This window comes from Catenulispora sp. GP43 (genome assembly GCF_041260665.1).
In the GTDB taxonomy this organism is placed as follows: Bacteria; Actinomycetota; Actinomycetes; order Streptomycetales; family Catenulisporaceae; genus Catenulispora.
This window is the reverse complement of sequence record NZ_JBGCCT010000001.1, coordinates 46,479-58,580: the sequence shown is the minus strand read 5'-3', so window position 1 is coordinate 58,580 and position 12,102 is coordinate 46,479. Positions and strand designations below refer to the sequence as shown.

The window sequence follows — 12,102 nt, the reverse complement described above, 5'->3', positions numbered from 1 at the left end:
TCCCCCCGCCGGCCTCAGCCTTCTGTCTCCGGCGGCGTCTCGCCGATCAGGAACACCTCGTCCAGCCCGGTCACCGCCAGCAGCAGCCGCAGCCGCTCGCCGACCCCGGTGAGCAGCAGCTCGCACCCTCGCCGCCGGGCCTCGAGCCGCCGACGCGCGAGCTGTTCCAGATCCTCCCTGGTCGGCCGTTCGATCGTCGACACGTCGTAGCGCTCTATGGGTCCCACGCCATTACAGACCCCGCGCGGGACGCGGATTCATCGATCCGGCGCGAAGTCCGCCGCCGGGATCGATGAGTTCCGCACGGCCGCGCCGTCTGACCCCGTGAAGCGACCGACGACCTCCAGGAGCGAACATCATGCGCACCATCACCGCGGGCCTGTTCTCCGCCGCCGACGGCGTCGTGGCCGAGCCCCACGAATGGCACTTCCCGTACTTCTGCGACGAGCTCGGCGCGGCCGTCATGGAGCTGGTCGGCGGCTCCGACACGATCTTGTTCGGGCGCACGACCTACGACGGCTTCGCCGAGGCCTGGCCGGCCCGGGAGGCGGCCGGTCAGGACGTGGAGCTCGCCAAGCTCCTCGGCGACGCGCGCAAGATCGTCGTCTCGCACGAGCAGCTCGACTTCACCTGGCGCAACTCCGAGCAGGTGCCCGGCGACCTGCTGGACTTCGTCCGCGAGCTCAAGGCCGGCGAGGGCGGCCCGGTCTCGGTGTCCGGGTCGGTCTCGGTGGTGCGCCAGCTGCTGCGCGCCGGACTCCTGGACGAGCTGCACCTGTTCGTCCACCCGATCGCCCTGGGCCGCGGCCTGCGGCTGTGGCAGGACGACCTCGACGAGCCGATCAAGCTGCGGCTGATCAAGTGCGACGTCTTCAAGTCCGGCACGCTGCACGTGGTGTACGGGCCGCAGGACTGACAGCGCTCAGTAGGGCCGCGCGCCGCCGTACGGGTCGTTCTCCTGCGGCGGCGTCGCGATCTCCGTCGGGGCGTTCACCGACTCCGACGAGTACGAGGAGCTTGCGGAGCCGGAAGAGCCCGACGAGCCCGAGGATCCCGAGGAGTACGGCGAGGTCGGGCTGAACGAGTAATCCGAGTAGTCCGAGTAGTCCTCGAGCGGGCTGGTCGGATACTCCCGCGTCGTCCGGTCCTCCTCGGCGACCTCGGTCGAGCCGTACACCAGCACCGCCACGAAGCCGACCAGCCAGCCCGCGAAGAGCCCGAACGCCAGGCCCGACGAGGTCAGCGCGTAGTAGATGTCCCCGCGCTTCGCCTGGGCGCCGCCCATGCCGGCGATCGACGTGCCCACGATCAGCGCCACGGCCGCGGCCAGCCCGGTGACGAACCAGGCGCCCAGGAACAGCGACCAGCGGCCGCGCACGGCACCGACGCCGCGGCAGACCAGCATCAGCAGCAGGAAGGTCAGGACCACCGCGATCACCGGTGCGGCGAGCGTGCCGAAGAACAGCCGGCTCGGTTCGCCCGTCTCCTTGGTGGCCCGCCAGGCCAGCGCGCTCAGGCCCCTGACCGGGGCGGCGATCCAGCTGTGGGTGGTGTCGCCGCCCTCTGCGGCACGGCCTTCGCGCCAATGGCCGGTCCACTGGTTGTCGAAGGCGGCGAGCAGCACCAACAGCACCAGCGCTGCGAACCCCGCTATGGCCGCCCCGCGTCGCGCGGAGATGTTCTGAGTCATGCCAGGCGCCCCCTGTCAGTGTCCGCTCCCTGACATTTTGTCTCCGGGAGCGCGGCGTGGGTAGCCCTTACCCGCCCCTCACCGGCGCTATCGCGTCCGGCGCATCGGGACCGATGCCCGGATCGAGGCACGTCCCGGGACGATCTACGCTGAAGGGGTGACCGATGACGCCCCGAGCAATCCGAGCCCCGCGCCCCGCACCACCGCCGCCTCGCGCACCATGCTGTCCCACATCATGGGCCCCACCGAGGTGAACCTCCTGGGCACCGTCCACGGCGGGGTGGTCATGAAGTTCGTCGACGACGTCGCCGGCGCCGTGGCCGGCCGGCACTCCGGCGGCCCGGCGGTCACCGCCGCGATGGACGAGATGCAGTTCCTGAACCCGGTCCGGGTCGGCGACCTGGTCCACGCCTACGCGCAGGTGAACTGGGTGGGCGCGACCTCGATGGAGGTCGGCGTCCGGGTGATGGCCGAGCCCTGGAACGAGGCCGGCACCGCCCCGCGCCACGTGGCCAGCGCCTACCTGGTGTTCGTCGCCGTCGACGACAAGGGCCAGCCGCGCTCGGTGCCGCCGCTGGTTCTGGAGACCGACCTGGACCGCCGCCGGCACGGCGAGGCCGAGATCCGCCGCAGCCACCGGCTGGCCCGCCGCCGCGCCATCCAGGCCGCGCGGGCCGGAGCCGGGCAGGCCGTCGGTGCCGCCGGGACCGGGCAGAACGGACAAATCGAACAGGCCGGGCAGTCCGCCGCGAAGGCGGAGGCCGGGCGGTGACCGGCGCCGCCGACCGCGCCCAGCGCCTGCGCCTGGTCCCCGGCCGCTTCGCGGTCGAGCACCTGCCCGCCGCCGTCGCCCCGCCGAACGGCTGGATCGCGCAGGTCCGGGCGCCCGAAGGGCTGACGGTGGTCCGCGAGGTCGTCGAGCACCAGAGCGGCGACGGCGCGGCCGGGCTGTGGCGCGCGCTCTACGGCGGCGACACCGCGCACGGCCTGGACCTGCCCGGGATGCTCGCCGCGCTGCTGGAGCCGCTGGCCGGCGCCGCGGTTCCGGTGTTCGTCGCCTCGACCTACCACGCCGACCTGGTGCTGGTGCCCGAAGCCGACACCGAGCGCGCGGTCGAGGCGCTGCGGGCGGCCGGGCACACCGTCGACTGAGAGCTGCCTGTGCTCCGGGCGTTCTGTAGCTTCTGGTCCCGGCGTTCTGGGCTTCTGTCCCCGGCGTTCTGTGCTTCTGTTCCCGGCGTTCTGTGCTTCTGGTCCAAGCGTTCAGGGTCGGCCGGTAATCTGACCGACGATGAACGTCTCAGAACCCTCCGCGGCGCCCGTTGAGGAGCACAAGACCGCCTGGCCGGCGGTCTCGGTGATCATGCCGGTCCTCAACGAGGAGCGCCACCTCGCCTTCGCGGTCAACGGCGTGCTGGCCCAGGGCTACCCCGGCGAGCTGGAGCTGATCCTGGCGATCGGCCCGAGCACCGACCGCACCCAGCAGATCGCCGACGACCTGGCGGCGGCCGATCCGCGCGTGCGCAACGTGCCGAACCCCACCGGCCGCACCCCCGCCGCGCTGAACGCGGCGCTGGCCGTGGTCAAGCACGACATCGTGGTCCGCGTCGACGGCCACGGCGAACTCGTCCCCGGCTACATCGCCACCGCCGTCCGGCTGCTGGAGCAGACCGGCGCGGCCAACGTCGGCGGCGTCATGCGCGCCGAGGGCGTCACCGTCTTCGAGCAGGCCGTCGCCCGCGCCATGACCAGCAAGCTGGGCGTCGGCAACGCCCCCAACCACACCGGCGGCGAGGGCGGCCCGGCGGACACCGTCTACCTCGGCGTGTTCCGCCGCGACGTGCTCGACGAGCTCGGCGGCTACGACGAGCACTTCACCCGGGCCCAGGACTGGGAGCTGAACTACCGCATCCGCGAGTCCGGCCGGCTGATCTGGTTCGACCCGGGCCTGTCGGTGACCTACCGGCCGCGCCCGACCTTGAAGGCGCTGGCCAAGCAGTACAAGGAGTACGGCCGCTGGCGGCGCGTGGTGATGCGCACCCACGCCGGCACCGCGAACCTCCGCTACCTGGCCCCGCCCGGAGCGCTGCTTGCGGTCGCCACCGGCACCGTCGTCGGCCTGGCCGGCCTCACCGGCGGCCCGGGCATAGCGGCGCTCGGCTTCGTGATCCCCGTCGGCTACTTCGGTGCGCTCACCGCCGGCGCCCTGCGCGAATCGCGCGGCCTGCCCCCGGGCGTCCGGGCCCGGCTGCCGCTGGTGCTGGCCACCATGCACGGCTCCTGGGCCTACGGCTTCCTCACCTCCCCGACCCGGCTGGCCAAGGCCACCGGCAAGACCCCGAAGAAGTAGCCGCGCATGCGCATCCTGATGCTCGTCATCTCCAATGTCGCGACCGACACCCGGGTGATGCGCGAGGCCGCGGCGCTGGCCGCCGCGGGCCACGCGGTCCACGTCATCGGCAAGGACGTCTCGACCGGCTACGAGCCGCCGGAGGGCGTCACGGTGGCCAGCGTCGGCGCCGGCTCGGCGTTCCGCAAGCAGGGCGCCGAATCGCTCGGCGCGCGCCGCAAGCTGCCCCCGCACCTGCGTGTCGCGCGCTGGCTGCTGCTGCCGCAGCACCGCAACTCGGCCTTCGCCTCCTGGCGGGCCAAGGCCGGGGAACTGGCCGCCGGGCAGGAGTTCGACGTCGTGCACGCGCACGATTTCAACACCCTGTCGCTCGGTGTGGAGCTGGCGCGCGACAAGCGCGTCCCGCTCGTCTACGACACCCACGAGCTGTGGCAGGGCCGGCCGCGCGTCGGCCGTCCGGCGCCGTTGCAGAAGCGCCGGGAGGCCAAGCAGGAGCAGGCGTGGGGGGCCCGTGCGGCGACCGTGATCACCGTGGGCGAGGGCGTGGCCGACGCGCTGCGCGAGGCCTACGGCTGGCGGCACGTCGAGGTCGTCCGCAACACCTTCCCGCTGCCCGAGGGCGGCCCCGTCGACCCGCCGAAGACGGTGACCGGCGCCGTGTACGCGGGGCGCATCGCGCCCTTCCGCGAACTGGAGGCCATCGCCGGCGCGTCGGAACTGGTGAAGCCGCTGCGGATCGTCATCGCCGGCCCGGCCGACGACACGTATCTGGGCTCGTACAACGCCAAGGCCGCCGAGGTGGTCGGCGCGCTCCCGGTGGACGAGGTGGACGCGCTCCTGCGGGAGCTGGGCATCTCGCTGGTCACGCACTCCGACAAGTGGCTGAACCACCGCCTGGCGATGCCGAACAAGCTCTTCCACGCCGTGCGCGCCGGCGTCCCGGTGGTCGGCACCGACGTGCAGGAACTGCGCCGGGTGGTCGAGGAGCACAAGCTGGGCGCCCTGTACACGCCGGGCGATCCCGCGTCGCTGGCCGCCGCGTTGCAGGAGGTCGCGGACAACTACGCGACGTACGCGGTCAACGTGCGCGCGGCAGCCCCGGCCCTGAGCTGGGAAGCCGATTCCGTAGTCCTGAGGGGGATCTATGAGCGCCTCACCCCGCGAGGCGATTGATTACGGCCGGTTCGCCGAGCGTCTGGCCGCCCAGCGGGCGAATCAGGACCCGGCCAAGCGCTGGGATCTGTATCAGGAGTTCCACCGCGAGTGGGGGTTCGACCCGGAGGGCGCCGAACGCTGGAACGACGGGGAGCCGGTCTACCGCGACGGCGACGACCGGCTCGTGCCGGCGGAAAGGATCCCGGCGGCCCTGCGCGAGTGGTGGAAGCTGCCGGAGAACTCGTTCGCCGACCGCCGGGTCAAGCACGGGATGCAGCACGACTGGCCGCCGGAGTGGATCACCGCCCCTCCGGGGAACGGCGATGTCGAGGCGCTGGCCCCGGACAGCCCGCTGGTGGTGGATCCGGACGACCTGCGCATGTGCAGCGTCGTGATCGAGAACCAGGGCTGCGCGTACTGGGGGTACCAGAGCGCCGAGGCCCACCTCGACGACCCGCGGGCGTACGTCCTGGCCACCGAGGAGGGATGGGAGGTCCAGGCGGACTCGCTGTCGGAGTTCGCTCTGCTCGTCGCGGTCCGGACCCTCTTGTTCTCCTTCGGCTGGATGGCCGAGAACTGGGACGACGACTTCGACGCGGTGGCGGACAGGATCCGCGCGACCATGCCCGAGCTCGGTTTCCGCGTCTGGCGCGAGCTGGCCTCGGAGATCGTCTTCCACGGCGGCCCGGACACGGTGGCCTGGGTCGACCCGACCGGCGAGGGCGACCAGCTGTACCTGTTCGGCCGGACCCGCGAAGCGCCGGAGCGCCAGACCGCGGACCTGGGCGGGGAGTGGAAGATCTCGCCGCCGCCGGTGCCGAGCGAGTAGGGTCGGTCCGTGTCGAAGCTCCGCGTCCTGTACGCCCCCAGGGACATCGCCGGCCAGCCGTCCGAGTGGGCCAAGGCGCTGCGCGCGCAAGGCGTGGACGCGCAGGTGTGGTCGTTCGGCGAGCCGGCGTTCGGCCTGCGCCCGGACCGCGAGTGGGAGCAGGACCGGCTGCTGGCCGATCCGATGTACCGCTGGCAGGCGCTCGACGAGGCCGTGCGCGGCTTCGATGTGTTCCACCTGCAGTACGGCCGCGGCCTGCTGGACGCCAAGGAGCCGGTGCTGCCCGAGCTGTGGGACCTGCCGCTGCTGCGCTCGCTCGGCAAGCGGGTCTACATGCACTGGCACGGCTCGGACGTCCGGCTGCCCTCGGTCCACGCCGAGCGCGAGCCCGACTCGTACCTGGCCGGCGCGAACGTCGACGAGGACGCCATCCTGGCCCGGGTCTCCGTGGCCCGCCGCTTCTGCGACGCGATGTTCGTCTCCACCGCGGGCCTGCCGGACTACGTCCCCGACGCCGAACTGGTCCCGCTGGCCCTGGACGTCGCAGCCTGGCGCACCACGCGCGGCGCCGAACCGGCCGTCCCGGTGGTGGTCCACATGCCCTCCCGCCGCGCCACCAAGGGCTCCGACCTGGTCGACGCCGCCCTGCGGCCGCTGCACGACGAGGGCGTGATCGTCTACCGCCCGCTGTCCGGCCTGACCCGCGACCAGGTGAAGGCTGAGTTCGCCAAGGCGGACCTGGTGGTCGACTCCCTGACCATCGGCGACCACGGCGTGGTCTCCTGCGAGGCGATGGCCAGCGGCGCGATCGCGATCGCGCACATCCACGAACGCGTCCGCGCCCGCGAGGCGATGCCTGGCACCCCGGTGTCGGAAGTACCGATCGTCGAGGCCACCGGCGCCACCCTCGCCGAGGTGGTCCGCAAACTGGCCGCCGACCCGGCGGAGCGCGCCCGGCTGCGCGCCGAAGGCCTGACCTGGGTCACGCAGCGCCACGACAGCAAGGTCGTGGCGGCGCAGCTGCTGGAGGCGTACAAGCGCCCGCGCGGCAAGGTGGTGAGCGCCTACCCGGAGTGGCCCGAATCGACGGGCAAGAAGCGCGTCCGGGAGCTGGAGGCCGAGATCGAGCGCCTGCGTGCCCAACTGGGCCCGAACGGCGAGCCGCTCCCCGGCCTGACGCGGCGCGACCGGCTGGAGGAGCGGCCGGGGCTGCACCTGGCGGTGCGGAAGGCGGACCGGGCTTATCGCGGGTTGCGGAAGAAGCTGAAGTAGTTATTCGCCGAGGGCGTAGCGGGCGATCGTATCGAGGTCGATGGGGACGTCGATGTCGGCGACTTTGAGGGCGACTTGGCCGAGGTGGGTTTTTTCTTCGCCGCTGAGCGGGATCTCCACGAGAAGAAGCCGCTTTCCGCTGCGTTCGATGCGCCACGACGGAATCCCCGCGTCGCGGTAGAGCGCGGGCTTGATCCGGCGGTCGTTCGTCTTGGAACCGGGTGACGTGATCTCGACGGCCAGCAGAACCTCGGCGGCTTCGGTGACGCGGTCGGGGTCGTAGGGGCTGGAGCGGACGACGAAGACGTCGGGGCGCGGGACGTTCTCCTCGTCGACGATCACGTCGAGGCCGAGATAGACAATGAAGTCCGGCCCGAGGGCTGCTCCCAGGGCATCGCGGAGCTTGAGCGAGACAATGCCGTGCCAGACCTTTGATGATGGACCCACGGACAGCGCACCTCCGATGAGTTCCACCTTGAGCTTCTCGTCCACATCGAGGGCGAAGAACTCTTTGGTGGTAAGCGGTTCGGAGGCGTACATGATGGAGTTCAAGTCGAAACCTCCTTCCGTTCGCTCGCCATCATCCGATGAGGTCATCGGGAATGGAGTACTCGCCATCTTCCCTCGCAAGGACTGACCAACCCGCGTGCCGGTTCCCGGACCCGCCCGCACCACCATGATGCAATGGCACGGCGGGTCGCGGTGGTCTACGACTCGCACGAGTACACCGCCAGCGACCTCCGGCCGGAGGACGTGACCTGGGCGCCGGTGATGACGGCCCAGGAGGCGAAGTACATCCCGATGGAGCCTGTTGTTGTCGCTGCTGGTGCGACTGCTCGCTGCCCGCCACTGCGCTGCCTGCCGCTGCTGCCGTTGTCGCGCTGCCTACCCTCCCGCTGCCGCATGCCACCGCCGCCCAAGCCCGGCCGACCACCCCGGCACCCGCCCCACCCGCCTCACGCGAATCGGCTAACGTGGCCGCACCGGCGCGCCCCGACGCACCGCCCCAGCCCGCCCGACCAGAAAGCCGCCGCGCATGCCAGAGCAGGACCTGCCCGCCGCCGCCCGCAGCCGTGCCGCCGTCGTCTCCGCGGCCCCGGCGACCGCCTCCGCGGCCGCGCGTGCCGAGGCCGACCGGCTCCTCGCCGCCGGGTACAGCGTCCTGTTCCTCACTCCCGCGTTCGGCAAGCGGAAGCCGGATGCGTCGCGCGGTGGCGTGCACGTCGTCGAGGTGCGGGTCGGCACCTCCTTCGACAGTGCGCCTGGCGCGCTGGGCAAGATCGGGCGCAAGGCCGTGCTGACCACGCGCAACGCCCGTGGCAAGGCCCTGAACAACCCGGCGGCCACCTGGTCCGCCGCCGATGTCGCCGCCGAGATCGGTCCCTACCTCGACGCGTTCGCTCCGGACGTCGTCGTGGCCTGCGACAAGACCGCCGAGAAGGCGGTCGCCAAACTCGGCCGCACTGCCACGGCGCCGGGCAAGGCACAGCCGGCCGCCAAGAGCCCGCAGACCTCGCTGATCATCGGCTCCAACAACAACGCCGGCATGGGCCACGCCTGGGCCGTCGCCGTCCGGGAGCACGCTGGGATCCCGGCCCGCAACATCCAGAAGAAGAGCTACCCCTTCGCCTACGGCTCCGACATCAAGGCCGAGGACAAGGACTGGGTGGACCCGCTGTGGGGCCTGGGCCGCGTCGCAGACACCCTGGACACCGTCACCCACGTCCTGTCTGAGAGCGGCCTGGCCGTGCTGGGCCGGCTCAACGGCGGCCAGCTCGCCGACGACCTGCCGGAGCTGCGCCGGGCCGGGATCCACACCGCGCTGCTCTTCCACGGCTCCGACATCCGCTCGCCGGACCGGCACATCGAGCTCTACAAGTTCTCGCCCTTCCGAGCGCCGGTGACTGAGGAGGACCAGAAGCTCACCGAGGTGCTGCGCGGCAAGACCGCCGAGATGGCCAAGTGGGTCGAGGAGTTCGACGGCCCGGTCTTCGTCTCCACCCCGGACCTGATCGACGACGTCCCGCGCGCCACCTGGCTGCCGGTGGTCGTGGACCTGCAGCAGTGGACCGAGGGCACGCGCCGGCCGCTGGAGCGCGAGGTGCCGGTGGTCGTGCACGCGCCGTCGCGGCCGTTCATGAAGGGCTCGGACCTCATCGAGCCGACCCTGCGCGACCTGGAGTCCCGCGGCCTGATCGAGTACCGGCGGCTGGAGCACATCCCGCAGGCCGAGCTGGTCGGCGTGGTGCAGGACGCGGACATCGTGCTGGACCACTTCGTGATCGGCAACTACGGCGTCATGACCTGCCAGGCGATGGCCGCCGGCCGCGTGAGCATCGCCAACATCGACCAGCGGGTCCGGGCGCGGGTGCCAGCGGAGATCCCCACCATCCAGGCCGACCCGGACTCCCTGGGCGAGGTCATCGAGGGAGTGCTCGCCGACCGGGACAAGGCGCGCGCGGTCGCGGCGGCCGGGCGGGCGTTCGTCAGCGAGTTCCATGACGGGCGCAAGTCCGCCGAGGCGCTGGAGCCGTGGCTGCGCGGCTGACCGCTGCGCCAAGCCCCGCCGTACCGGGGCTTGCAGAACCGGGCTCATGGTCATATTCCTCGTTGCTAGACTCCGAGCCAGCCCGCACATGCCTTCGGAGGAACAGTGACCACGTCCGACCAGCGCCGTCCTCGTGTAGTCATGCTGGTCGGGAACTTCATCGACGGCGACTCCCGGGTTCAGAAGGAAGCGCGCTCGGCGGCCGAGGCTGGCTGGGATACCTATCTCGTGGGCCGCTCGCGCAGCGGCAAGCGCGAGGAGTCGAAGCTGGGTGAGGTCACCGTCGTCCGCGCGGCCGAGTCCATGGCCGCCACCCGCTACCGCTCCGCGCACCCGCACCGGCGCGGCGTCAAAGGCCTGATCGCATATTCGTCCCAAGACGTGAGCCGGGTCGAGCACCAGCGGCAGCGGCTGCGACAGATGGACCTGGCCGCCGAGCGCGAGCTCCTGGCCCGCCGGCTCAGCGCCGGCGCCGGCCCGCTCGCGGCGTTGCTCGGCAAGGCCGGCCTGACGTCCGGCGGCATCCTGGTCCGGGCCCGCGGCTACTGGGTCGCGGCCCGCAAGCGCGCCTTCGACGCCAACTACCAGCTCGCCCAGCGGGTCCCGAGCTCGGCCTTCGAGCGACTGCGGGCCAAGCGCGGCGGCGACCGCTCGTCCTGGGACGTCCAGCCCCGGCTGGTCGACTTCGAGGACTCCTTCGGCCGCGAGGCCGACCGGCTGGAGCCGGACGTGATCCACGCCAACGACGCCGAGATGCTGGGAGTCGCGGTGCGTGCCGCGGCCCGGGCCCGCGCTAAGGGCCGCAAGGTCGCGGTGGTCTACGACTCCCACGAGTACACCGCAGGCGACGTCCGCCCCGAGGACGTCACCTGGGCCCCGGTGATGTTCGCCCAGGAGCGGAAGTACATCGGCGCCGCCGACGGTGTGGTGGCCGCCGTGGACAACTTCGCCGACAAGCTGGTCGAGCACCACGGGCTCACCGTCCGCCCCACAGTGGTCCGCAACATGCCGGAGGCCTCGACGTTCACCGTCGCCGGCGGCAAGGAGCCGGGTGTCCGGGGCCGCCTGGGCCTGGGACCGGACGCGACAATCCTGGTGTACCCGGGCGCCGTGACGCCGATCCGCGGCCTGGACACGGCCGTCCGGGTGCTCCCCAAGCTGCCCGACGCGCATCTGGTCCTCATGGTCGCCTCGCGCGGCGGCCATGTCGCCGAACTGGTGGCCCTGGCCGCCGAGCTGAACGTCGCCGACCGCCTCCACGTCTTGGACTACGTCCCGGTCGAAGAGCTCACCGACTTCATCGCCTCGGCCACGATCGGCATCGACACCCTGCGCCGCATCCCCACCCAGGAACTGACCATCACGACGAAGTACTGGTCGTATATCGGCGCCCGGCTCCCGGTCGTGGTCAGCGACGTCAAGGCGGCCGGCGAGCTGACCCGTCGCCTCGGCAACGGCGAGGTCTTCGAGGTCGACGACGTGGACGACTTGGCGCGCGCGGTGCGCGTGGTGGCCGCCGACCGGGAGCGCTACACGGCGGTGTACACCGAGGAGATGCTGGCCGAGCACAGCTGGGAGGGGCAGGTGCCGGCGCTCCTCGCGATGTATTCCGCAGTCAGTGGGCTGACGCCGAAGGCGGCGGAGATGCTGGACACGGTGGACTCTGTAGAGGCGGAGTAGGCGGAGTAGTCGGCCTGAGCCGTCCCGGTGACGTGATGGCTGTGCCGGGCACGGTGCCCGGCACAGCGCGCGACTGCTGTGCGAGGCGGTCGGTCGTGGTTCCACGACAGGGTTCGCTCCGCGACCCACCTGCGCGGTAACCAGGACGTGCTTCCCGGCGTCGTAGCCGCGCTCGGCAGTTGCTACAGCGTCTCCGCCCCGCGCACTGATTGGGAATCGATGGTGCCTGCGAAGCAGCGGCGGATCTTGCCGTAGCCGTTCATCCAGCCTTGCGAGCGCTCCACCAGCCGGCGGCAGCCGACCTGGATCGGCGCGGGCACGCCCTTGGCGGCGATCTGTCCGACCATGTCAGCACCCTGTCACGCAAAAGTCAATATCGCCGTGCCACCAGATTATTGGAAATGCCTGGATAGTTTCCACTATGGATGCCATGCCCCGGTTTCGAGACGATGTGGATGAAGCTGGCCGCTTGAAAGATTCAACAACGCACAGATTGGACCATTCAATTGCGAGCCTTCGTCAAAAAGCGCCTCTTTACCCTCGCCGTCAGCGGTGCGATCACAGCATTCGGTGTTGCT

At 71.4% G+C, this 12,102-nt stretch carries 12 protein-coding genes and 1 pseudogene; 9 read left to right on the top strand and 4 right to left on the bottom strand.

The window, feature by feature from the left end; genetic code table 11:
- Nucleotides 1-14: 14 nt before the first annotated feature.
- A complete protein-coding gene (locus tag ABH926_RS00280) occupies nucleotides 15-227 on the bottom strand; it encodes a hypothetical protein (RefSeq protein WP_370363169.1) in 213 nt (70 codons plus the stop codon).
- Between the two features lie 131 nt (nucleotides 228-358).
- Between ABH926_RS00280 and ABH926_RS00275 the strand changes: the two genes are divergently transcribed.
- A complete protein-coding gene (locus ABH926_RS00275) occupies nucleotides 359-916 on the top strand; it encodes a dihydrofolate reductase family protein (RefSeq protein ID WP_370363168.1) in 558 nt (185 codons plus the stop codon).
- Between the two features lie 6 nt (nucleotides 917-922).
- On the opposite strand, the gene ABH926_RS00270 is transcribed toward ABH926_RS00275, so the two are convergent.
- Nucleotides 923-1,690: a hypothetical protein gene (locus tag ABH926_RS00270; protein WP_370363167.1), complete on the bottom strand. Its 768-nt coding sequence runs from the start codon at nucleotides 1,688-1,690 to the stop codon at nucleotides 923-925.
- Between the two features lie 157 nt (nucleotides 1,691-1,847).
- On the opposite strand from ABH926_RS00270, the gene ABH926_RS00265 reads away from it, so the two are divergent.
- From ABH926_RS00265 to ABH926_RS00240, 6 genes are all read left to right on the top strand, one after another.
- The gene (locus tag ABH926_RS00265) at nucleotides 1,848-2,462 is read left to right on the top strand and encodes an acyl-CoA thioesterase (protein ID WP_370363166.1); all 615 of its coding nucleotides are present in this window, start codon (nucleotides 1,848-1,850) and stop codon (nucleotides 2,460-2,462) included.
- Nucleotides 2,459-2,842 carry an ACT domain-containing protein gene (locus tag ABH926_RS00260; RefSeq protein WP_370363165.1) on the top strand — a complete coding sequence of 128 codons (384 nt, stop codon included), beginning with the start codon at nucleotides 2,459-2,461 and terminating at the stop codon, nucleotides 2,840-2,842. Before ABH926_RS00265 ends, ABH926_RS00260 begins: the two co-directional genes overlap by 4 nt.
- A gap of 139 nt (nucleotides 2,843-2,981) precedes the next feature.
- A complete protein-coding gene (locus tag ABH926_RS00255; protein ID WP_370363164.1) occupies nucleotides 2,982-4,040 on the top strand; it encodes a glycosyltransferase family 2 protein in 1,059 nt (352 codons plus the stop codon).
- Between the two features lie 6 nt (nucleotides 4,041-4,046).
- Nucleotides 4,047-5,213, top strand: coding sequence for a glycosyltransferase family 4 protein (locus tag ABH926_RS00250; protein ID WP_370363163.1), 1,167 nt, complete (start codon nucleotides 4,047-4,049; stop codon nucleotides 5,211-5,213).
- A complete protein-coding gene (locus tag ABH926_RS00245; protein ID WP_370363162.1) occupies nucleotides 5,185-6,024 on the top strand; it encodes a hypothetical protein in 840 nt (279 codons plus the stop codon). Before ABH926_RS00250 ends, ABH926_RS00245 begins: the two co-directional genes overlap by 29 nt.
- A gap of 9 nt (nucleotides 6,025-6,033) precedes the next feature.
- On the top strand, nucleotides 6,034-7,296 hold the full coding sequence (locus ABH926_RS00240) for a glycosyltransferase (RefSeq protein WP_370363161.1): 1,263 nt from the start codon (nucleotides 6,034-6,036) through the stop codon (nucleotides 7,294-7,296).
- On the opposite strand, the gene ABH926_RS00235 is transcribed toward ABH926_RS00240, so the two are convergent.
- Entirely contained in the window at nucleotides 7,297-7,848 is a 552-nt protein-coding gene (locus tag ABH926_RS00235; RefSeq protein ID WP_370363160.1) for a Uma2 family endonuclease, read from the bottom strand. It lies immediately after the preceding gene.
- A 484-nt stretch (nucleotides 7,849-8,332) separates the two neighbouring features.
- Between ABH926_RS00235 and ABH926_RS00230 the strand changes: the two genes are divergently transcribed.
- Both ABH926_RS00230 and ABH926_RS00225 read left to right on the top strand, forming a co-directional pair.
- The gene (locus tag ABH926_RS00230; RefSeq protein WP_370363159.1) at nucleotides 8,333-9,844 is read left to right on the top strand and encodes a hypothetical protein; all 1,512 of its coding nucleotides are present in this window, start codon (nucleotides 8,333-8,335) and stop codon (nucleotides 9,842-9,844) included.
- A 105-nt stretch (nucleotides 9,845-9,949) separates the two neighbouring features.
- The gene (locus ABH926_RS00225) at nucleotides 9,950-11,524 is read left to right on the top strand and encodes a glycosyltransferase family 4 protein (protein WP_370363158.1); all 1,575 of its coding nucleotides are present in this window, start codon (nucleotides 9,950-9,952) and stop codon (nucleotides 11,522-11,524) included.
- 233 nt (nucleotides 11,525-11,757) lie between these two features.
- Here ABH926_RS00225 and ABH926_RS00220 read toward each other — a convergent pair.
- Nucleotides 11,758-11,865: pseudogene (locus ABH926_RS00220) on the bottom strand (IS5/IS1182 family transposase); the annotation flags it as partial.
- Between the last annotated feature and the right edge of the window lie 237 nt (nucleotides 11,866-12,102).